Raw genomic sequence first — 19,550 nt, forward strand, 5'->3', positions numbered from 1 at the left:
TGCGTATACATTTGCGCAAACGACGATATATCGAGACTGACAAAAACCCCGGCCCTAGACGAAAACTGACCCGACAGTTTTAGTTGCATAATCGAAGTTTAATTATAAGAATGCGACATGCCGTTATAGCCCGGTGATTCTGAGCCTTTACTTTTTTGTGACAACTAGCGGGTGACCCTCCGTCGGCTGGCCATTGACTTGTGACGGGCCCGGGCGCTGAGTAGGGATTGGTCAACAGCCCTTTCAACCTGGATGCCACTATGACAAGACTCACGGTTCAATCCGGCGATTTCTTGCAAGGTGAAGGCGAGTACCGCAATGGATCGCTCACACTCAAGACCGCCCGCAGCCCCTCACCTGGCGAGAAAATCGCCCTGACCCGCATTACCGATCTGATCGTCGCCAATCAGGAATCCAGCCGCAGCCTGAGCAGTGCGCTGGGCTGGGGCGTTGCCGGCGCCCTGGTGGCCGGCCCGGTCGGCCTGATCGCCGGCCTTTGGCTAGGCGGCAAGGAAGAAGAAGTGACCTTCCTGGCGACCTTCAAGGATGGTCGCAAGCTGATGGCCATCACCGACAAGAAGACCTGGTCGAAAATCGACGGCAATTGGCGACGCCACAGCCAGGCGGCAGCGAACGGCTGAATCCGCACAGCCCTCGTACGTTCATGGTCATGACAATCGATTGAAAACAGGGGCGCCGCCAACCGGTCGCCCCTGCTAAGATTGCGCCCCCGCCTGCCCGGCGCAATACCCGGCAGGCTTTCGCCACCCGGGCTCGCGCCCCTCATCGCCTATCGGGCAAATACGCCCTGCCGGACAGCAGCCGATCGATAACGGCGCGTTCGCGTTCGTTTTCAAGGAGCTCCTGCATGACCCTGCCTCGCCCTCGCCTGCCCTTGCGCCTGCTCGGCCTGAGCCTGGCCCTGCCGGCTACACACAGCCTGGCCGAGGACAGCATCACCCTGGCCCCGCTGCAGGTGTCGCAGGTCTATAGCGAGGGGTACCAGGCCCGCGAAGCCGCGGTCGGCGGTTTCCAGCCGGCGCCACTGCTCGATACCCCGGCCTCGATTGCAGTGTTCAACGAGCAACTGCTGGCCGACCGCCAGGTGCGCAAGCTCAGTGAAGTGCTGCAAAGCGATGCCTCGGTGGGTGAAAGCTATGCGCCGATCGGATACTACGAAAACTTCAACGTGCGCGGCTTCGAGCTCAACGCCGCCAGCAGCTACAAGATCAACGGCCAGACCATCGCCGGCGAGCAGAACGTGGCGCTGGAGAACAAGCAACAGGTCGAGTTGCTCAAGGGCCTGTCGGGGTTGCAAAGCGGCGTGTCGGAACCCGGTGGCCTGATCAACTACGTGACCAAGCGCCCGGAGGATGTGCGCTCGGTGACGGTTTCAAGCAACGAACAAGGCGAGCGCTACCTGGCCACCGACCTCGGCGGCTGGTTCGGCAGCGAGCGTCAGTTCGGCCTGCGCGCCAACCTGGCGCATGAGGACATCCGCAGCTACGTCGACCACGCCGACGGCAAGCGCGACTTCGCCTCGCTGGCCTTCGACTGGCAGATCAACCCCGACGCCGTGCTGCAGCTGGATGCCGAATACCAGCAGCGCGAGCAGCGTTCGGTGCCGGGCTACCAGTTGCTCGGCGGCAACAGCCTGCCCCACGGCATCGACCCGCATGACCGCCTGGCCTATCAGCACTGGGCCAACCCGGTGAGCATCGACTCGCTGAACCTTGGCGGGCGCTTCGAATATCGCTTCAGTGACAACTGGACGGGCAGCGTCAGCGCCTCGCGCAGCAAGGTGGTGATCGATGACTACAGTTCGTTTGCCTGGGGGTCGAGTGAAGGCGCCTACTTCAGCGAGGCAGGCGACTATGACATTTATGACTACCGCAGCCCCGACGACACCCGACGCACCGATGAGGCTCAAGTGGCGCTCAATGGCCGCTTCGACAGCCTGGGCGTTGGCCACGAGCTGACCATCGGTAGCAGCGCTCAGCGTCGAACCCTCGATCAGCGCCCCTATTTCAACGAGTGGATCGGCAGCGGCAACATCTATCAACAAACGCCGGCGCTGGAGCCGTCTGAAAAAAACCCTGGCCACAGCACCCGCAGACTCGACAGCCGCCAATACGGAATATTCGCCAGCGACCGCATCAGTTTCAATGAGCACTGGCAGACCGTGCTGGGCGCACGCCTGGTGCGCCTGGATGAAAAAACCTTCGGCGAAGATGGCAACTCAGGCCGCCACACCCGCGACTATCAACTGTTGCCCAATGCCGCGCTGATCTACAAGCCGCGCCCGGACATCGCCCTGTACACCAGCTATAGCAAGGGCCTGTCTTCCGGCGGTACTGCGCCGTGGTTCGCTAGTAACGGTGCCGAGATTCTTGCGCCGACCCTGTCCCATCAACTGGAAGTCGGCATCAAGCGCGACTGGCAACGCCTGAGCCTGAGCGCCGCGCTGTTCCAGCTGCGCCAGGCCTATCAGTATTCACAACCTGACGGTGCCGGTGGTTTCACCTATGTGCAGCAAGGCCAGCAAAAAAACATCGGCCTGGAACTGGGCGCCAGCGGCTGGCTGACCTCCAACCTGCAGATCAACGCCAGTGCTGCGGCAATTCGCGCGCGGGTCAAAAACAGCGGCACAGCTGACTACGAAGACCATCAGGCGCTCAACGTACCGAACTTGCGCGCTGCGGTGCAGGCCGACTACAGCCTGCCGATCCCGGGCCTGGCCCTGCTCGGCGGTGCGCGCTACAGCGCCAGCAAGTACGCCAATCAGGCTGGAACGGTTGAGGTCGGCAGCTATGCGGTGTTTGACCTGGGCAGCCGTTACAGCACCAGGATTGGTGGTTACGACACGGTGCTGCGGCTGATGGTGGATAACGTCTTCGACAAACGCTACTGGCGCGATGCCGGGGAGTACCTGGGGGATGGTTATCTGTTTCAGGGGGCGCCGCGCACCGCACGGGTTTCGGCGTCTGTGAGCTTCTGAGGGGCTCATCGCGGGTCGACTTGACCCGCGATGAAGACACCGCCGTCAGAACGGCTCGCTACCCTCGCGAATTTCCACTTCCAACACCTCACCCAACGCCACCAGCTGCGTCGCCACGTCCCTGGTGGTAATGAAACCGCTGTAGCAGTCACCGTCGGTAGACCAGTTCCACAGCACCAGGCCCTGCTTGTGCAGTTCGTCGTGGGCGGTGACCATCAGTTCGGGCACCGTGGTGCCTTCGAGGAAGTCTTCATCTTCCGCGTCCTCGACGCCGAACGTAACGTCGGCATCCCGTGCCTCGGCCAACTGCTGCACGCTCTGCACAAAAGACTCGGTGTCTTTCCAGTCGACAAAGAACACCGACTCCCAGTCTGCCACGTCCTTGACGATGTACATCAGTTGCTGCGGATCGTCCTCGAATTCCTCGATGTCGTCTTCATCCAGCTCGACCTCGCGCAGGGCCTGGACATGCTGGCTGGCCATTGCCGCCGACGGGCTGACCAAGGTCAGCAATTGTTCGGCGGCGAGGATCTGCGCCTTGGTAAAACATTCTTTGAGCATCTGAAACATCCTTTTTCATGGGCAAAACAAAAAGCCCCCGACCTTGTTCAGGTCGGGGGCTTTTCTAGATATGGCGGTGAAGAAGGGATTCGAACCCTTGATACAGTTTCCTGTATACACACTTTCCAGGCGTGCTCCTTCAGCCACTCGGACACTTCACCGTTTCTCTTCAAGCAGTTCAGCCTGTCGAGGCGCGCTAATGTAGTCGAAAGAGGTTCTGATGGCAAAGGTTTTTTTCAGAATATTCATGCGCTTAAGCCATTCAAGCAAAAAACCACGGTACACAGGGCAAAGCCGCCATTCTCTGGCGTGCTTTGACAGCGCCGATTCACCTACTCCCGTCAGCACGAGCGAACGGGCCGTCAAGCTGACCGGTCAGTCAGTCACAGCGCTTTACCTCGGGCACTTGCCTGAGTAACGTCTGCCCCACTCCCCTTTAAGGAACTCTGTCATGAGTGAGCTGATTACCTACCACCTCGAAGACGGCATTGCCACCCTGACCCTGAACAACGGCAAGGTCAACGCCATCTCGCCTGACGTCATCAAGGCCTTCAATGCCGCCCTCGACCAGGCCGTGCAGGACCGCGCGGTGGTAATCATCACCGGCCAGCCCGGCATTCTGTCCGGCGGCTATGACCTCAAAGTCATGACCGCAGGCCCTAAAGAAGCCGTCAGCCTGGTCACCGCAGGCTCGACCCTGGCCCGGCGCATGCTTTCGCACCCGTTCCCGATCATCGTCGCCTGCCCGGGCCACGCGGTGGCCAAGGGCGCTTTCCTGCTGCTCTCGGCCGACTACCGCATCGGTGTCGAAGGCCCGTTCAGCATTGGCCTTAATGAAGTGCAGATCGGCATGACCATGCACCACGCCGGTATTGAACTGGCCCGCGATCGACTGCGCCGTGCAGCATTCCACCGCTCGGTGATCAATGCCGAGATGTTCGACCCGGTCAGCGCCGTCGACGCCGGTTTCCTCGACAAGGTCGTGCCGGTCGAGCAACTTCAGGAAGCTGCGCTGACTGCCGCCCGGCAGTTGAAGAAGATCAACATGAACGCCCACAAGCACACCAAGCTCAAGGTGCGCAAAGCTCTGCTGGAGCTGCTCGACGACGCGATCATCCGCGACCAGGAACACCTCGGCTGACCCCCTACCAAGGCCTGATTGCAACTAATTGTGTAATCAGGCCTGTCCCGCCCAATGAGCGTTTGCCGATAGAAGTGCACACCCGTACACTGCGCCGCGTTTGCCTGGTGTGAGTCGTACGAATGCTTTTTATTATCCGCATGTTCCTGTTGGGGCTGCATTTTCTCCTGGCCGGTGTTCTTGGTGTGCTGGTCGGCCTGTGCCGACCGTTCAACCCGGACAACAGCCGAATTTGTGCACGCCTTTACGGTCTGCCCGCCACCTGGCTGATGCGCCTTGAGATCAAGGCCGAGGTCGGCCCGCTGTTCGACCAGCCGCCGGGCTGCGTGATCATCGCCAACCACCAGTCCAACTACGACTTGTTCGTGCTCGGCCATGTGGTGCCGCCGCGCACCGTGTGCATCGGCAAGAAGAGCCTGAAATGGATCCCGCTGTTCGGCCAGTTGTTCTGGCTGGGCGGCAACGTCCTGGTCGATCGCGGCAATGCCTACCAGGCGCGCCGGGCCATGCAGACCACCACTCGCACCCTGAGCGAAGACGACACCTCGATCTGGGTGTTCCCCGAAGGCACGCGCAATGCCGGCGAGCATCTGATCACCTTCAAAAAGGGTGCCTTCCACATGGCCGTGGAAGCCGGTGTGCCGATCGTGCCGGTGTGCGTCAGCCGCTATGCCAGCCGCCTGAAGCTCAACGGCTGGCGGCGCAGCAAGGTCATCATCCGTTCGCTGGCGCCGATCGCCACCAGTGGCCTGACCCAGCAGGATGTGCCGGCCCTGGCCGAACAGTGCCGCCTGCAGATGCAACACTGCATCGATCGCATGGAAAGTGAACTGCCCCAGGCGTGAACGGTTGCCGAATCGTGCCGGTCATACCAAGCTACTGGCACGGTTAACAGAAGAAGCGGACAACCATGGGTCGAGTCGTTGCGGCGGCGGTGTACAGCGCCGGCAGAAAAGTCACCAATATCAGCCTCGATGAAGGCAGCCAGTGGGCAAGCAAACCCGGGCATTTTGTCTGGATCGGCCTGGAAGAGCCCAACGCCCAGGAACTGGCCAACCTGCAACGCCAGTTCAACCTACATGAGCTGGCCATCGAGGACGCGCTGGAAAAGCACAGCCGGCCCAAGCTCGAGACCTTCGGCGATGCGCTGTTCATCGTCACTTATTCGCCAGTGCGCCATGAAGGCAAGCTGGAGTTCATCGAAACCCATATCTTTGCTGGCAACGGCTACATCATCACCGCCCGCAACGGCCACTCGAAATCCTACGCCCTGGTGCGCCAGCGCTGCGAGGCCCGGCCGCTGCTGCTCGAGCACGGCGAAGACTTCGTGCTCTACGCCCTGCTCGACTTCGTCACCGAGAACTACCAGCCGGTCAGCGAAGCCATTCATGGCGAGATCGAGGAGCTTGAGCGCAGCGTGCTCAGCGGCTCGCTCAAGGAAGAAGACATCCAGCGCATCCACAGCCTGCGCCGCGACATCCTGCGCCTGCGCCGCTATGTGGCGCCGATGGTCGAGGTCAGCGAAGAACTGCAGCGCCTGACCTTCCCGTTCATCGACAAGAACATGCGCCCGTACTTTCGTGACGTGCAGATCCACGTCACCCGGCAGATGGAGGACCTGGCGGGGATTCGCGACATCGCCAGCCAGACCATCGAAATCGGCATGCTGCTGGAGTCGTCACGCCAGAGCATCGTGCAGCGCAAGTTCGCCGCCTGGGCGGCGATCCTGGCCTTCCCCACCGCCGTGGCGGGGATCTACGGGATGAACTTTCAGAACATGCCGGAGCTGAGCTGGCACTACGGCTACTTTGCCGTGCTGGGCGGGATCGCCGTGGGCTGCACGGCGCTGTACGCCAGCTTCAAGCGCTCCGGCTGGCTGTAACGGCAGGCCTCAGGCCGAACTGCCCTGGGGCTTGTGCGCGACGAAGCGCATCATCCATTCAGCCACCGTGCTGCCCTGGTGCTGCTGCGCCAGGCTGTCGATGCCCTTGCGGTAGACCTCCTGGCCGAGGCTGTCCTGGCGCAGCTCGAGCAGCGCCCGCGAATAGTCGTGGATGAACTCCGGGTGGCCCTGAAAGCACAGCACCTGGTCGCCGATGTGATAAGCGGCGTTCGGGCAGAAGTCGCTGGAGGCAATCACCGTGGCGTTCTCCGGCAGGCGGGTGACCTGGTCCTGATGGCTGATCAGCAAGGTCAGCTCTTCGACCTGTGGGCTCATCCACGGCGCCTTGGCGTTCATCACATAGCGGTGGGTACCCACCCCCCAGCCTTGGTGCGCGCGCTCGCTCTTGCCGCCCAGCAGCAGCGCCAGCAGTTGATGACCAAAACACACGCCAAGCAGTTTGTCGCCACGCTGATAGCGCTCCAGCAGGAACGCCTTGAGCTTGTGAATCCACGGATCATCACCGAACGAGTCGGCCTTGCTGCCTGTAACCAGGTAGGCATCGAACACTTGGTCATCATCGGGGTATTCGTCGTTCAACACGTTGTAGACGCGAAACTCGGCGGCGATTGGCTGGCGGGTAAACAGCTGCTCGAACATCCGTCCGTAGCCCTGATACTGCTCGACCAGCTCCGGTCGCAGGACGTCGGTTTCCAGGATGCAGATGCGTAGCGACATAGAGATAGTCCTGAACGACAAAGGCGGGATTGCCCCGTAAAGCCTGCCCCGAATAAGGCGCGCAGGCAAGTATGATGCTCGGACGAACGGTCATGAGGTTGGGATCCACTTGCCGATGTGGCGCAGGCGTCTAGCAAGGGGAATGCTGGTGGATGGCCAAAGGCCTCATAGCGAAAAACATCTGAAGCGCAATAAGTACAGATTAAAGCGTTCTAAAACACGGGTGACGTTGACCCTAAGGTTAGCTGTATACCCATTAGCAACGGTTCGCGACTTAATGTTTCACCACGTTAAATGATGTTCGCCAGATCGACGACAAGGAAGCCTCTGGGCACTCAGGAATAACAACAAAAAGGCGGTCAGCCATGTTCAAACAACACAAAGTACGTCAAGCCGGGCTCATTCTCTTCGCCACTACGCTGCTGTTGATCCTGCCGAACCTTTCACGCCTGTTCGGCTGAGCGGCATGCCCTCTTCCCGCGGTTTGTGCCTGGCACAAGCCGGTTGTGTGCAGGTAATCTGCCGACCCTGATGGTTGGAGACTGCCCATGCGCCACTGTTTCAGCTTGTTGCTCGCCCTGCTGTGCCTGCCCCTGCAGGCGGCGCAGTTGACCCTCGACCTGGGCAACGGCAGCCGCCACTGGCAGAGCGCCGAGTTGTTGGCGCATCCGCTGGCGCAGGATATCCAGATTGACAACGACGTTTCCTACAAGCGAACCATGCATTACCGCGCGTTACCACTGGCTGTGCTCCTACAGGGAGTGCAGGCCGATGATCACCTGCAAGCCATTGCTCTGGACGGTTTCGCCGCCGAGATGCCCGCCGCGCCTTTGCTCAAGGACGGCCCTGCGCGGGCCTGGCTGGCCATTGAAGACCCGGCCAGACCATGGCCGGCACTGGCCAAGGGCAAGCCCGGTGCCGGGCCGTTTTACCTGGTCTGGACCGACCCGCAAGCCGGGCGCATCAGCCCTGAGCAATGGCCTTTCCAGGTCGCCAGCATTCGCCGCCTGGCGGCAGTGGCCGAACGCTTCCCGGCCATGCGCCCGGCGCCAGGCATTAGCGCCGACAACCCGGTCAACCAGGGCTTTGCCGTGTTCCAGAAGAACTGCCTGGCCTGCCATCGCCTCAACGGCGCCGGGGACGCCCAGTTCGGCCCGGACCTGAACCTGCCGCACAACCCGACCGAGTACTTCCAGGCCGTTTTCCTCCGGCGCTATATCCGCGACCCGCAAAGCCTGCGCCAGTGGCCCCAGGCAAAAATGCCCGGGTTTGCCGCAGCGGTCATCAGCGATAGCGAGCTGGATGCGCTGCTGGCGTATCTGGCCCACATGGCCACGCGCAAACCCTGAGGCTCACTGCTGCTGGGCGTTGAGGGTCGGGGTCACCAGCACCTTGGCGTGCATCTGCTCGAAACCACCACCGCGGCGCATGCCGCGCACCGGGCAGGCATCCAGGTAGTCCAGGCCCACCGCCAGTTTCAGGTGGCGTTCAGGCCGGGCCAGTTGGTTGGTGACATCGAAGCTGTACCAGGCATCCTCCAGCCAGGCTTCGGCCCAGGCGTGGCTGGCCATCTGCTGGCTGTCGCTGTCGAACAGGTAACCGGACACATAGCGCGCCGGGATGCCCAGGCTGCGCGCGCAGGCCAGGAAGGCATGGGTGTGGTCCTGACATACCCCGGCGCCGCCGGCAAACGCCTGGGCGGCGCTGGTATCCACGGCGGTGCTGCCGGGCCTGTAGGCCATGCGCTGGTTCAGGGCATTCATCAGTTCGATCAACGTCGAGCGGTCACGGCGCTTGCGGCATTGCTGGCTGGCGAAGGCACGCAAGGCTTCGTCAGCTTCGGTCAGGCGGGTGAAGCGCAGGAACGGCAGCGGCGATTGCAACTCGTGCTCGGCCTCGCGGCTTTCATCAATATCGACCAGGCCACGGGCGCCGATGACCAGGTCCGAATGTGGCTCTTCCAGGCTCAGCACATGCAGGATGTTGCCGAACGGGTCCAGTTGCGCGCGCACCGGCCGCGGCAGGTCCAGTTGCCAACTGAGCACCTGTTGACGCTCGCTGTCGTGCGGAGTCAGACGCAGGTACTGGATGCTGGCACGCACCTGGTCTTCGTAGTGGTAGGCGGTTTCGTGGCTAATGGTCAGTCTCATACGGCCTCCAGGTAGGCGCTGTGAATGGCGTTGCCCAGTTCACGCACCAGCGGGATGTAATGGGTCAGCCAGGGGTGCAGCCCTTCGGCAAGGATTTCATCGATCGAGGTGTAGCGCAGGCGCGCGTCCACCTCGGCGGCCAGGCGCTGGGCCGGGCGGCCGTTGCCGCCGGGCAGGCTGGCGAGGATCAGGTCGATTTCCTCGGTGCAGGCACGCAGCGAGCGCGGCACGTCGGCGCGCAACAGCAGCAACTCGGCAACATGGCGAGCGGCCGGTGCATCACGGTAGATTTCGGTGTAAGCCTCGAATGACGACAGCGCGCGCAGCAAGGCGCTCCATTGGTAGTAACCGCGCGCCGAGCTGTCGCTGACCGCCTCGGCCTCGTCGCCAAGCATCTCGTAGCGGGCATCGAGCAAGCGCAGGGTGTTGTCGGCGCGCTCGATGAAGGTGCCCAGGCGAATGAAGCGAAAGGCGTCGTTGCGCATGATGGTGCCGTAAGTGGCACCACGAAACAGGTGCGAGCGTTCCTTGATCCACTCACAGAAACGGCTCATGCCATAGCGGCCCAGGCCTTGCTCGGCGATGCCACGAATTTCCAGCCAGGTGGCGTTGATGTTTTCCCACATGTCGGCGGTGATCCGCCCACGTACCGCATGGGCACTGGCCCGCGCGGCACCCAGGCAACTGTAAATGCTCGCCGGGTTTTCCGGGTCGAGGGCGAAGAAGTGCAGCAGGCGTTCGGCATGCAACTGGCCATGGCGCTCGAGGTAGTCGTCGAGGGTACCGGTGATCAGCAGCGGCATGGCCATTTCATCCAGGCCGTCGCCGCGCCCGTCTTGCGGCATCAGCGACAGCGAATAACTGACATCGAGCATCCGCGCGAGGTTTTCCGCCCGCTCCAGGTAACGCGACATCCAGTACAAATCAGAGGCAGTTCTACTCAGCATGACTTAATCCTCGACCACCCAGGTGTCCTTGGTGCCGCCGCCCTGGGACGAGTTGACCACCAGCGAGCCCTCGCGCAGCGCGACCCGGGTCAGGCCGCCTGGCACCACCCGGGTCTCGCGCCCGGACAGCACGAACGGGCGCAGGTCGATATGCCGCGGGGCGATGCCGTTTTCGACAAAGGTCGGGCAGGTCGACAGCGACAGGGTCGGCTGGGCGATATAGGCCGCTGGCCGGGCCTTGATCCGGGCGGCGAACGCCTCAATCTCGGCACGGCTGGCCGCCGGCCCCACCAGCATGCCGTAGCCGCCGGAACCCTGGGTTTCCTTGACCACTAGCTCCGGCAGGTGCGCCAGCACGTGGGACAGTTCTTCAGGCTTGCGGCACTGCCAGGTCGGCACGTTCTTGAGGATCGGCTCCTCGTCGAGGTAGAAGCGGATCATGTCGGTGACATAGGGGTAAATCGACTTGTCGTCGGCCACACCGGTGCCAATGGCATTGGCCAGCACCACGTTGCCGCAGCGATAAGCCGCCAGCAGCCCGGGCACACCGAGCATCGAATCGGGGTTGAAGGCCAGCGGGTCGAGGAAGGCATCGTCCAGGCGCCGGTAGATTACATCGACCGCCTTGGGGCCGTCGGTGGTGCGCATGAATACCCGCTCGTCACGCACGAACAGGTCGGCGCCCTCGACCAGCTCGACGCCCATCTCGCGGGCGAGGAAGGCATGCTCGAAGAAGGCGCTGTTGAAACGCCCGGGCGTCAACACCACCACGCTGGGGTTGTCCAGCGGGCTTGAGCTCTTGAGGGTATCGAGCAACAGGTTGGGGTAATGATCGATCGGCGCGATGCGCTGGGCTGCGAACAGCTCGGGGAACAGGCGCATCATCATCTTGCGGTCTTCAAGCATGTAGCTGACGCCGCTGGGGGTGCGCAGGTTGTCTTCGAGCACGTAGTAACTGCCATCACTGTCGCGCACCAGGTCGACCCCGGAAATGTGCGAATAGATGTCGCGGTGCAGGTCCAGGCCCTGCATCGCCAGTTGGTACTGCTCGTTGGCCAGCACCTGCTCGGCCGGAATGATCCCGGCGCGAATGATGCGCTGGTCGTGGTACAGGTCGGCTAGAAACAGGTTCAGCGCCTTGACCCGCTGAATGCAGCCCCGTTCGACCACCCGCCATTCACTGGCCGGGATGCTGCGCGGGATGGTATCGAAGGGAATCAGGCGCTCGGTGCCCTGCTCGTCGCCATAGAGGGTGAAGGTGATGCCGGCGCGGTGGAACAGCAGGTCGGCTTCACGTCGACGCTGGGCCAGCAGCTCTGGCGGGGTTTCGGCCAGCCAGCGGGCGAATTCCCGGTAGTGCGGACGGACCTGGCCGTCAGCGGCGTACATTTCGTCATAAAAGGTGCGGATCATGCCGAACTCCTTGTCACCCGTGCACCCGAGCCATCGCAAGCCTCGTGCCAGCGGCATAATTCCTTGTTATTCAATACGTTGTGATTTAAGCGAAGAACGGTCGCACCAGATCTGTGCAACCGCCCCGGTTGCTTTGACGGCAGCGCTTCATTGCGAAGCGCCGCGCTTGTTCGTCAGTCAGGCCAATTGCCGCTCCTGCTTGACGCCCCAGCCTTCTATTTCTCCACCCAGCGGGGCGATCACCGCCTCGAAATCCTGTTCGAATTCGCCGATTCCGCCATAGGTTGCAAACATCACCTTGCTCAGCTCCAGGTGCCAGGCGCCATCATCGCGCTCGTGGACCTGGGCACTGAGTGATTCGCCGCGAAACTTACCTGCCGCTCGCCGCGCCCGTGCCTCGTCCGGAAAGACCGCATAAAACTCGATGGGATGAATCTGCGCGAAGTTGAACCCCCCTTCTTTCATCCGACGCAAGACCGTGCTGCTGATGTCCTCGTATTGGCTGCTCATGAATCGTCCTCCTCATTACCGATGGATAGACTTTCAGTGCAAAACGCACCTGCCCGCCACACAAGCCGTGCGGGGGCAATTCGAGCTGTTGCGTGACGTGGATCGGCAAGCCCGGACAATCAGAAAAAATCGCCCGACCTTGTCTGCAGCGTAGCGCCTGATTGCCCAGCGTGCCAGCCGGCATGCGGGTTCAAGGCCCTTCAGTGATGGCAGTGATCTCCACCCCGTTCTGCTCCTTCAGCCATTTGGCCGTTGGCGAGGTTTCGCGGTCCTGGAAATCATTGAGGTCCAGCTCGCCCAGGACCGGAAACAGATGGGAGCGAATCAGCCGCGCCGCCTCTTCGATACTCGGTTCCAGCTCTGCGCTGAGCGGCAGCGAGGTACGCTCGCCCTTCTGGTCAACAAAGGTAATGACCCATGCTTTCATTGGACTCTCCTCTGTACAGATGTTCAGGGTGAATCGGGCTTACCTTCCGTTGACCTCAGCACAGTGGTGGTCGTTCAGTCGTCTTGCACCGCGAAGCGATGGCCGCCTGGCAACGCACGTACGCTTTGCAGTGTGCGTAGAAAATCGTCCCTGGAGGGCTCGAACTGCAGCGGCGGCTCGGAGTGTTCATCGGTCACTCCCAGCACCACAGTGGGCTGGTAGCCGGAGCCCAAGGCGCCGGCGACCAGCCTGAACGTTTCTGTGGCCGCCGGCTTCAAACTGTCAGGCTCATAGACGCGAAAGCGTGCACCGCCGAACCTGCCCTTGGCGGCGCCGATCCGCACGCTTGAGGGCCCGAACTTATCGACGCTGATCTGCAGCGGAAACGGGTTGGCAATCAGTCGATCCAGCAGCATCGGGACCATGTCGACGGCTTTTTCATCATCGTTGCTCATGCTCAGGCGGTGCAGCAGCTTGGGGTTGTCTGCCGGCGTGAAGCCCAGGGTGATGGCATGCCGCGGTGCGCCATCGTCGGCAATGAAGCCATATGGCACACAGAAGCCGTTTTCCTGGGGAGTTTCGTATTGCTTGCGGGTACGGAACGCAGCCAGCACAGCGCGTGCCCTGGGCTCCAGTAATGCCAGCGCAGCGGATGCGGTTGCCGTGGTGGCGCCGCTATGGAAGTTGAAACGATAGATGCGTTGGTTGCGCCACAGATAGGCTACCAGTTTGCCTTCATACCAATTGGCAAACGCATCCGGCAGCCCCAGCTCGATAGAACGCTCATGCTCGAACTCTACATCGGTCGGCCACTGTGCCTGTTCTTTGAAGAAGGCATCGCGCTCGGCCTGCGCCTTCGCCACCGACCGACCTTCGGCAGTAAATTGCCGAATCAGATCGTCAAGCAAGATCAGTTGAGAATGTACATAGCCGATACGCTCGAGCTTTTCATCCAGCTCGATACTTTGGTCCAGCAGTGCCCTATAGCCCGAGTCGTCACTACGGGTTGCGCTGATGACGGCATCCAGCGCCTTTATCTCTGCCTTGACAACCCGCTGTTGCGCAGGCTCAACGTTGAGGGTTTGGGAATAGCGGATCTGCTCGAAGAGTTCGCGAGTGGTCAACGGGCTGACCTCGATGTCAACCAGATAGCGTTGTTTGGGAGTCAAGCCGTCGCCGTAGGCAATCTGCTGCTCACCTGGGGTGATCGTGGGGTCGGGGAGCTCGAAATTGTAGTACTGCCAGTAGCCACTGGAAGTGTGCCAGGCAATGTCCTTGGGCACATCGAACTGCACCCGGCCCATGCATTCGGTACGCCAGCCGGGGGGCGTCTGGTAATCCGCCGGTGCAACATCGGCCAGCGCCAACAGTGAATGGCACAGGCCGGCAAACAATACGAACACGCGCACGCAAAAATCCTTTTTTGATGGGCGCCGTTGCAGCCCCCGCTTCCTCAAGCGCGCGATTTGAGCATCCATGGCCCAGAAAGCCAAGACCCCGGCGAGCCGGGGTCCTGTTTACAGCACCCGCAACGTCGTTATTCCGGGGTGCCGTGCACTACACCCGCGGTGTTATCCAGCAGGCTCTTGGTCGCGGTCTGGATGAACGATTCAAGCTTGTGGGTCAGCTCGGTCTGGTCCGGGGCTTCGATCAGCTCGGCCTTGAAGTTGGCGCCCAGCTCGTAGCGGTACATGCGTGGCGACATGTCCTTGGACTCGATCAGGATCCGGTCGCCCTTGACCAGCCCGACGATCTGCTCGCTGCCCGATGGCTTGATCATGCCGAAGCCCTGGTCACCGGCTGGCAGGTTGAGCAGGTCACGGCCCCAGCACTGGTGACGGGTTTCGCCGCCCAGGCGGCCCATGATGGTCGGCACGATGTCGATCTGGGTACCCACGGTGTGGTTGACCGCACCGAACTTCTCCTGGATACCCGGGGCGATCAGCAGCAGCGGCACGTTGAAGCGCCCGAGGTCGAGCTCGGTGACCTGCTGGTGGTTGCCGAAGCCATGGTCGCCGACAATGACGAACAGGGTTTCCTTGAAGTAAGGCTCCTTGCGCGCTTTCTCGAAGAACTGGCCCAGGGCCCAGTCGGAGTAGCGCATGGCAGTCAGGTGCTCGTCCAGGCGGCCCTGGCCGGTAACCTTCTCGACCGGCAGATCCTTGGGCAGCGCATACGGCGTGTGGTTGGACAGGGTCTGCAGCAGCGCGTAGATCGGCTTCTTGCCATCGTGCTTGGCCAGCTCTTCGTTACCACGGTCGAACATGTCCTGGTCGGACACACCCCAGGTCGGGTCGGAGAACACCGGATTGACGAAGTCGTTACGGCCGATGAAGGTGGTCATGCCCTGGTTGCCGAAGAAACCGGACTGGTTGTCCCAGGCAAAGTCACCGTTGTAGACGTAGACGTCATCGTAGTCACGAGCACTGAGCAGCGCCGGCAGGCCGGACAGCTTGTGGCCACCTTCCGGGGTTTGCATCAGGTATTCGAAGCCCGGCAGGTTCGGGTAGCAGGCCATGGTGGCGAACATGCCCTGGTGGGTATGGGTGCCGTTGGAGAAGAAGCGGTCGAACAGCAGGCCCTCTTTCGCCAGTTTGTCGAAGTACGGGGTGATGTTGTTCGGGCTGCCCAGGGCGCCAACCGAATGACCGGCGAAGCTCTCCATGAGGATCACCACGACGTTCTTGATTGGCAGGGTGTTGTCCGCCGGCGGGGTGAAGTCACGGCGCACGGCGGCGCTGTCGGCATCGACCAGCTTGTCGTTGGCGGTCAGCAGCATGTCGCGCACGGTCTGGGTCGCCAGACCTTGCTCGATGGTCGACTTCCAGATGTTGGCGCGGTCTTCGCCGAAACGGCTCTTGGCCGCGTCGATCAGGGTCAGGGTGCCGTTCAGGCCCAGCTGGTTGACGAAGTTCGAGTCGGTGGTGAAGGCATCACCCCAACGCATCGGCGGGCCCTGGCGCAGGGTACCGCGAGCGGCGATGACCGCTACCAGCAAGACCATGAAGAACACCACGCCGCGCACGTACCAGGGCGCAACGCTGCGCGTGCCGGCTACCTGGCTTTCATACCCGCCAGCAGGCCGGGTCAGGCGGTCGATGCCCTTGAACAACAGGCTCAGCAGCCAGGTGCCAAAAGCCCAGGCCAGCAGGTAGCGCACCACCGGGAAACCGTACCAGAGCATGCTCAGCACGGTTTTCGGGTCTTCCTTGACGTACTGGAACACCAGGCCGTTGAGGCGCTGATGGAACTCGCGATAGAAGTCCATCTCCATCAGACCGAGGAACATGACGATGCTCGAGGCGATGGTCAGCCAGGCCCGGAACAGGCCGCGGGCAGCCATGGCGCGGGCACTGAGGATCGCCAGCAGCAGCGGGATGCTCAGGTACACCACAACCCGCAGGTCGAACCGCAGGCCATTGAGGAAACCCTCGGCTACGGTCGAGGTCGGCGTGTCGCCGATCATGTCGCTGTTGTAGACCAGCAACGCGAGGCGGACCAGGCTGAGCATCAGCATGATCACCAGCCCGCACAGCAGGGTGTAGGCCAGATGCGATTTCAGCGTCGGTTGCAACGGGCGCGACGCAGCCCGCTGTTGACTCAAGGCGTCCGTGTTAGCCATGAATTGGAAGATCCTAGGGTTCAGGTTCGAGGAAGGCGGTAAAACGAATCGGCAAATGTGCCCTAAACGCGAGCGCGTTGCACGGTCATTCGGCGAACGGATAATTGCGCGCGCAAATTGTCGGCAATCGTTTGTGAAAATTTCGTAATAGAATCAGGGTTATCCGCAGGGAGATCATTACCCCATGTTTTTTCGCTACCTACCAAGCCCGCTAGGCCCGCTGCTGCTGGCAGGCGATGAACAGGGCCTGCGCCTGCTGCACATGGACGCCGCCCAGCCCTGGGAGCTGGCCGCGGACTGGCTGCCGGCCAGCAACCAGCTGGACGACGTGGCGCGCCAACTGGACGAGTATTTCGCGCGCAAGCGCGAGACCTTCGAGGTGCGTGTGGCGCCCCGCGGCACACCGTTCCAGTGCGAGGTTTGGCAGGCCCTGCAGCGCATTCCCTACGGCACCACCTGCAGCTACGGCGAACTTGCCCAGGCCATCGGCAACCCCAGGTCGGTACGGGCAGTGGGCACCGCCAATGGCGCCAACCCGATTGCCATCATCATCCCCTGTCACCGGGTGATCGGCAGCAATGGCACCCTCACCGGCTTTGCCGGCGGGATCGAGCGCAAGCAGATCCTGTTGGAACTGGAGGGGACCTGGCTGATCTGAAGATTATCTCGGGCTACAGCCGCACATTGCCCCGCGGCCCGGCTATCGCCCAGATAATCAGGCCCAGCACCGGCAGCAGCAGAATCAGCAGGATCCAGAGAATCTTGGCGCCCCCGCTGGCACCGCTTTTGATCACATTGATGATCGCCCAGATGTCCAGGGCGAGGATGATCAGCCCAACCAGGCTATTGAAGGTAGAACCCATGGTATTGCTCCCTTGGTCGCGTCTGCCCTCAGGATAGCTGGCTATCAGGCCCATAGAGGCGAATCGTTCGCCGCGCCCAGGCAGCGCTGGTTACACTCGATTGATTGAATTGCGCCAGAGAGGTTCCTATGCCACCCGCCCACAGTCACAGCAGCCCCGCTCCCGTCCCCTTATGGAACGCCTGGATGCAACAGGCACAAAGCAGCCCGTGGCTCAGCGCAGGCTTGGGCCTGAGCTTGCTGGCGGTGCTCGGCCTGCTGATCGCCAGCGCGTGGAATGCTGTGCATGGCGACCACCAGCAAAACCTGCACATGGCCATGCTCGGCGGCCTCGCCGGATTTGCCGCCACCGCCCTTGGCGCAGTCATGGCAGTGGTGCTGCGCGAGGTCAGCGCGCGCACCCAGGACGTGATGCTCGGCTTTGCCGCCGGAATGATGCTCGCCGCCAGCTCCTTCTCACTGATTCTGCAGGGCCTCGACGCCGCGCGGGAGATCACCGGCAACGGCCCGTACGCGGCACTGACGGTAGTGGTCGGCATGGGTCTGGGGGTCTTGCTGATGCTCGGCCTTGACCGCTTCACCCCGCACGAGCACGAAAGTACCGGCCCCTGCGGCCCACAGGCGGAGCGGATCAACCGGGTGTGGCTGTTCGTCTTGGCCATCACCCTGCACAACCTGCCCGAGGGCATGGCCATCGGCGTCAGCTTTGCCAACGGTGACCTGAATGTCGGCCTGCCGCTGACCAGCGCCATCGCCATCCAGGACATTCCCGAAGGTTTGGCCGTGGCGCTGGCACTGCGCGCCACCGGTCTCTCGACCTTCAAGGCGGCGCTGGTGGCCATCGGTTCTGGTTTGATGGAGCCCATTGGCGCAGTGATCGGCCTGGGTATTTCCACCGGCTTTGCCATTGCCTACCCGGTGAGCATGGGCCTGGCAGCCGGGGCGATGATTTTCGTGGTGTCCCACGAAGTAATTCCGGAAACCCACCGCAACGGCCACCAGACCTCGGCAACTCTGGGCCTGATGGGCGGTTTTGCGGTGATGATGTTCCTCGATACCGCCCTCGGTTAAACGTGCACGGCCACCCGCAGTGCTTCCAGGGCCGGCGCTGCGGCGATGCCGACTTCGGCACACAGCTCCAGCACCCTTGGCAGGTCGTCGTTGCCGACCAGCACCATCTGCAGCTCGTCATCGAGCAACTGGCTGAAGTTCATCAGCACATAGCCGCCGGCTTCCTTGTTCATCGCCCCCATCTGCACCTGGATGCGGTTAAGCGCGGTCAGCGCCTCGACTTTGGCCAGTTGCTTGGGCTTGAGGTTGAACGGCACGCTCTTGTCGAAAGAGTCGGTGATCTGCTGGAACAGATCCTGATAGTTATCGGCCTGGAACAACACGGTGTCGGGCAGGCTGCCGACGACAATCCACTCACCCAGCGGGATCGGGAAACTGTCGTCGTAGTTGATGTCCGGGTTGGCGGCGAGAAACGCCTGCGGGTCGGCATAGGCCTGGGCGGCTTCGTCGGCGATACGCGCGACTTCGTCCTCGCCCATGCAGCCAGCGCTGATTTTGCCGATGAGTTCGGCCAGTTGGAGTTTCATGAAGGGGCCCTGCGACGCTGAAAAAAGTCGCCAAGGATAGCCGCAAAAGGCCCCGTGGGGTTAGCCGAGCAGCTTGAGCAACTGCTCGGTGGTCTCGGGCGCGCCCATGGTTTGCGCCGCGCCCAGGGCATCGGTGCCACGGGCGTCGCGATGGCGCGGGTTGGCGCCCTGGGCCAGCAGGTAGTCGACAATCACCGTGCGGTTGAACATCGCCGCCATCATCAGCGCGGTGCGTCCATCGGCGGACGCGCCATCGACCTCGGCGCCCTTGTCCACCAGCAACTGGACCATCTCCAGGTTACCCTTGAAGGCCGCGCCGGCAATCGGCAACTGGCCCTTGTCATTGGCGATCTGCGGGTCGGCGCCGTGCTCGAGCAGTACCGCCACGGCATCCAGGTGCCCGTGGTAGCTGGCAAGCATCAGCAAGGTGTCGCCATTGCCATTGCGCAGGTTCACTGGCAAGCCGTTTTCCAGCAAGCGCCCGAGTATCACCGCGTCGCCCTTGCGCGCCCGGTCGAAGACCTCTTCGGCAAACGCTGCCGCCTCGTCGTCGTTCATCGGCGTTGGCCTGCGTTGGTCAGACATGGGGAACCTCCTGGCTATCGGAAAGGCCCAAGTCTTGAGCAGGGAGCGCGGCGGGTCAACGCTGGATAAGTCATGGCCATGACAGAAGAAATCTATTGGCCAAGACGATACTGCAA

The 19,550-nt window shown here is 62.0% G+C and carries 21 protein-coding genes and 1 tRNA gene; 8 read left to right on the forward strand and 14 right to left on the reverse strand.

The window, feature by feature from the left end; translation table 11 throughout:
* The first annotated feature begins 260 nt into the window (after positions 1-260).
* The gene (locus LOY34_RS19705; protein WP_045195746.1) at positions 261-641 is read left to right on the forward strand and encodes a hypothetical protein; all 381 of its coding nucleotides are present in this window, start codon (positions 261-263) and stop codon (positions 639-641) included.
* 227 nt (positions 642-868) lie between these two features.
* Positions 869-2,998 carry a TonB-dependent siderophore receptor gene (locus tag LOY34_RS19710; protein WP_195884775.1) on the forward strand — a complete coding sequence of 710 codons (2,130 nt, stop codon included), beginning with the start codon at positions 869-871 and terminating at the stop codon, positions 2,996-2,998.
* 45 nt (positions 2,999-3,043) lie between these two features.
* Here LOY34_RS19710 and LOY34_RS19715 read toward each other — a convergent pair whose 3' ends face one another.
* The 3 genes from LOY34_RS19715 to LOY34_RS19725 form a co-directional block, all read right to left on the reverse strand.
* Positions 3,044-3,559 carry a hypothetical protein gene (locus LOY34_RS19715; protein WP_195884776.1) on the reverse strand — a complete coding sequence of 172 codons (516 nt, stop codon included), beginning with the start codon at positions 3,557-3,559 and terminating at the stop codon, positions 3,044-3,046.
* Positions 3,560-3,630: 71 nt separating this feature from the next.
* Positions 3,631-3,720: transfer RNA gene (locus LOY34_RS19720), tRNA-Ser, on the reverse strand.
* On the reverse strand, positions 3,716-3,925 hold the full coding sequence (locus tag LOY34_RS19725) for a hypothetical protein (protein ID WP_258663916.1): 210 nt from the start codon (positions 3,923-3,925) through the stop codon (positions 3,716-3,718). The genes LOY34_RS19720 and LOY34_RS19725 overlap by 5 nt, the downstream gene beginning before the upstream one ends.
* 85 nt (positions 3,926-4,010) lie before the next feature.
* Between LOY34_RS19725 and LOY34_RS19730 the strand changes: the two genes are divergently transcribed.
* The 3 genes from LOY34_RS19730 to LOY34_RS19740 all read left to right on the forward strand — a co-directional run bounded on the left by LOY34_RS19730 (position 4,011) and on the right by LOY34_RS19740 (position 6,582).
* A complete protein-coding gene (locus LOY34_RS19730; protein ID WP_045195264.1) occupies positions 4,011-4,700 on the forward strand; it encodes a crotonase/enoyl-CoA hydratase family protein in 690 nt (229 codons plus the stop codon).
* Between the two features lie 122 nt (positions 4,701-4,822).
* Positions 4,823-5,545, forward strand: a complete 723-nt coding sequence (locus tag LOY34_RS19735; protein WP_195884777.1) for a 1-acyl-sn-glycerol-3-phosphate acyltransferase — start codon at positions 4,823-4,825, stop codon at positions 5,543-5,545.
* A gap of 65 nt (positions 5,546-5,610) precedes the next feature.
* A complete protein-coding gene (locus LOY34_RS19740) occupies positions 5,611-6,582 on the forward strand; it encodes a magnesium and cobalt transport protein CorA (RefSeq protein ID WP_045195270.1) in 972 nt (323 codons plus the stop codon).
* Positions 6,583-6,591: 9 nt separating this feature from the next.
* Here the strand turns inward: LOY34_RS19740 and LOY34_RS19745 are convergent, their stop codons facing one another.
* Positions 6,592-7,320, reverse strand: coding sequence for an amidotransferase (locus tag LOY34_RS19745; protein WP_093380506.1), 729 nt, complete (start codon positions 7,318-7,320; stop codon positions 6,592-6,594).
* 548 nt (positions 7,321-7,868) lie between these two features.
* On the opposite strand from LOY34_RS19745, the gene LOY34_RS19750 reads away from it, so the two are divergent.
* A complete protein-coding gene (locus LOY34_RS19750; protein ID WP_258663918.1) occupies positions 7,869-8,669 on the forward strand; it encodes a cytochrome c in 801 nt (266 codons plus the stop codon).
* 3 nt (positions 8,670-8,672) lie between these two features.
* Here LOY34_RS19750 and LOY34_RS19755 read toward each other — a convergent pair whose 3' ends face one another.
* The 7 genes from LOY34_RS19755 to LOY34_RS19785 form a co-directional block, all read right to left on the reverse strand.
* Positions 8,673-9,470, reverse strand: a complete 798-nt coding sequence (locus tag LOY34_RS19755) for a transglutaminase family protein (protein WP_045195277.1) — start codon at positions 9,468-9,470, stop codon at positions 8,673-8,675.
* Complete coding sequence (locus LOY34_RS19760; protein ID WP_045195278.1) at positions 9,467-10,417, reverse strand: alpha-E domain-containing protein; 951 nt, start codon at positions 10,415-10,417, stop codon at positions 9,467-9,469. The genes LOY34_RS19755 and LOY34_RS19760 overlap by 4 nt, the downstream gene beginning before the upstream one ends.
* 3 nt (positions 10,418-10,420) lie before the next feature.
* Positions 10,421-11,830: a circularly permuted type 2 ATP-grasp protein gene (locus LOY34_RS19765; protein WP_093380500.1), complete on the reverse strand. Its 1,410-nt coding sequence runs from the start codon at positions 11,828-11,830 to the stop codon at positions 10,421-10,423.
* A gap of 177 nt (positions 11,831-12,007) precedes the next feature.
* The gene (locus LOY34_RS19770) at positions 12,008-12,340 is read right to left on the reverse strand and encodes a ribonuclease E inhibitor RraB (RefSeq protein ID WP_010226349.1); all 333 of its coding nucleotides are present in this window, start codon (positions 12,338-12,340) and stop codon (positions 12,008-12,010) included.
* 190 nt (positions 12,341-12,530) lie between these two features.
* The gene (locus LOY34_RS19775; RefSeq protein ID WP_045195283.1) at positions 12,531-12,767 is read right to left on the reverse strand and encodes a hypothetical protein; all 237 of its coding nucleotides are present in this window, start codon (positions 12,765-12,767) and stop codon (positions 12,531-12,533) included.
* A 74-nt stretch (positions 12,768-12,841) separates the two neighbouring features.
* Positions 12,842-14,245 (reverse strand): T6SS immunity protein Tli4 family protein, encoded by a 1,404-nt coding sequence (locus LOY34_RS19780; protein ID WP_258663920.1) that lies wholly within the window; start codon positions 14,243-14,245, stop codon positions 12,842-12,844.
* Positions 14,246-14,304: 59 nt separating this feature from the next.
* Positions 14,305-16,389, reverse strand: a complete 2,085-nt coding sequence (locus LOY34_RS19785) for an LTA synthase family protein (protein WP_045195285.1) — start codon at positions 16,387-16,389, stop codon at positions 14,305-14,307.
* A gap of 184 nt (positions 16,390-16,573) precedes the next feature.
* On the opposite strand from LOY34_RS19785, the gene LOY34_RS19790 reads away from it, so the two are divergent.
* Positions 16,574-17,047, forward strand: a complete 474-nt coding sequence (locus tag LOY34_RS19790; RefSeq protein WP_045195287.1) for a methylated-DNA--[protein]-cysteine S-methyltransferase — start codon at positions 16,574-16,576, stop codon at positions 17,045-17,047.
* Positions 17,048-17,060: 13 nt separating this feature from the next.
* On the opposite strand, the gene LOY34_RS19795 is transcribed toward LOY34_RS19790, so the two are convergent.
* A complete protein-coding gene (locus tag LOY34_RS19795) occupies positions 17,061-17,252 on the reverse strand; it encodes a PLDc N-terminal domain-containing protein (RefSeq protein ID WP_045195289.1) in 192 nt (63 codons plus the stop codon).
* Between the two features lie 128 nt (positions 17,253-17,380).
* On the opposite strand from LOY34_RS19795, the gene LOY34_RS19800 reads away from it, so the two are divergent.
* Positions 17,381-18,322: a ZIP family metal transporter gene (locus LOY34_RS19800; protein ID WP_258663921.1), complete on the forward strand. Its 942-nt coding sequence runs from the start codon at positions 17,381-17,383 to the stop codon at positions 18,320-18,322.
* On the opposite strand, the gene LOY34_RS19805 is transcribed toward LOY34_RS19800, so the two are convergent.
* Complete coding sequence (locus LOY34_RS19805) at positions 18,319-18,849, reverse strand: hypothetical protein (protein ID WP_195884782.1); 531 nt, start codon at positions 18,847-18,849, stop codon at positions 18,319-18,321. The two genes, LOY34_RS19800 and LOY34_RS19805, sit on opposite strands and share 4 nt — an antisense overlap.
* 60 nt (positions 18,850-18,909) lie before the next feature.
* On the reverse strand, positions 18,910-19,434 hold the full coding sequence (locus tag LOY34_RS19810) for an ankyrin repeat domain-containing protein (protein WP_045195295.1): 525 nt from the start codon (positions 19,432-19,434) through the stop codon (positions 18,910-18,912).
* Positions 19,435-19,550 lie beyond the last annotated feature (116 nt).

Origin of the sequence: Pseudomonas sp. B21-009, from assembly GCF_024749345.1 — a bacterium.
GTDB lineage: Bacteria > Pseudomonadota > Gammaproteobacteria > Pseudomonadales > Pseudomonadaceae > Aquipseudomonas.